The 479-nt window shown below is 64.5% G+C and carries 1 protein-coding gene; it reads right to left on the bottom strand.

All coding sequences use genetic code 11. The features are described from left to right. Nucleotides 1-465 (bottom strand): FAD-binding oxidoreductase (locus RM844_RS32305; RefSeq protein WP_311671011.1); only part of this gene is annotated, 465 nt, incomplete at its 3' end. Nucleotides 466-479: the final 14 nt, after the last annotated feature.

The following is a 479-nucleotide window of genomic DNA, read 5'->3' as shown; positions in this document are numbered from 1 at the left end:
GACGATCACCTGCTCGAAGCGCTCATAGGTGTCGGGGTCGCGGATGACCGACGCGAAGGGGGCGAGGCCGGTGCCGGTCGAGAAGCAGTAGAGGCGTTTGCCCGGCGTCAGGGCGTCATGGACCAGCGTGCCGGTCGACTTGCGGCCAAGCAGGACCTTGTCGCCCGGCTTGATCGCCTGCAGGCGCGAGGTGAGAGGGCCGTCGGGAACCTTGATCGAGAAGAATTCGAGTTCCTCGTCCCAGCTCGGGCTCGCGATCGAATAGGCGCGCAGCAGCGGTTTACCGGTCGGACCTTCTAGGCCGATCATGACGAACTCGCCCGAGCGGAAGCGGAAGGTCGGCGGTCGGGTTATGCGGAAGGCGAACATGCGGTCGGTGTAGTGTTTCACCGACAGGACGGTCTCCTCGGTCGGCGCGTTGGGCGACTTCGGTTTTTCAACTGGCGTTGCGGTAGCGTCCGTCATGTCGTCCTGAAGGC

It is taken from the genome of Streptomyces chisholmiae (assembly GCF_031845445.1).
GTDB classification, from domain to species: domain Bacteria; phylum Actinomycetota; class Actinomycetes; order Streptomycetales; family Streptomycetaceae; genus Streptomyces; species Streptomyces chisholmiae.
This window is presented reverse-complemented; position numbering and strand designations above follow the sequence as displayed.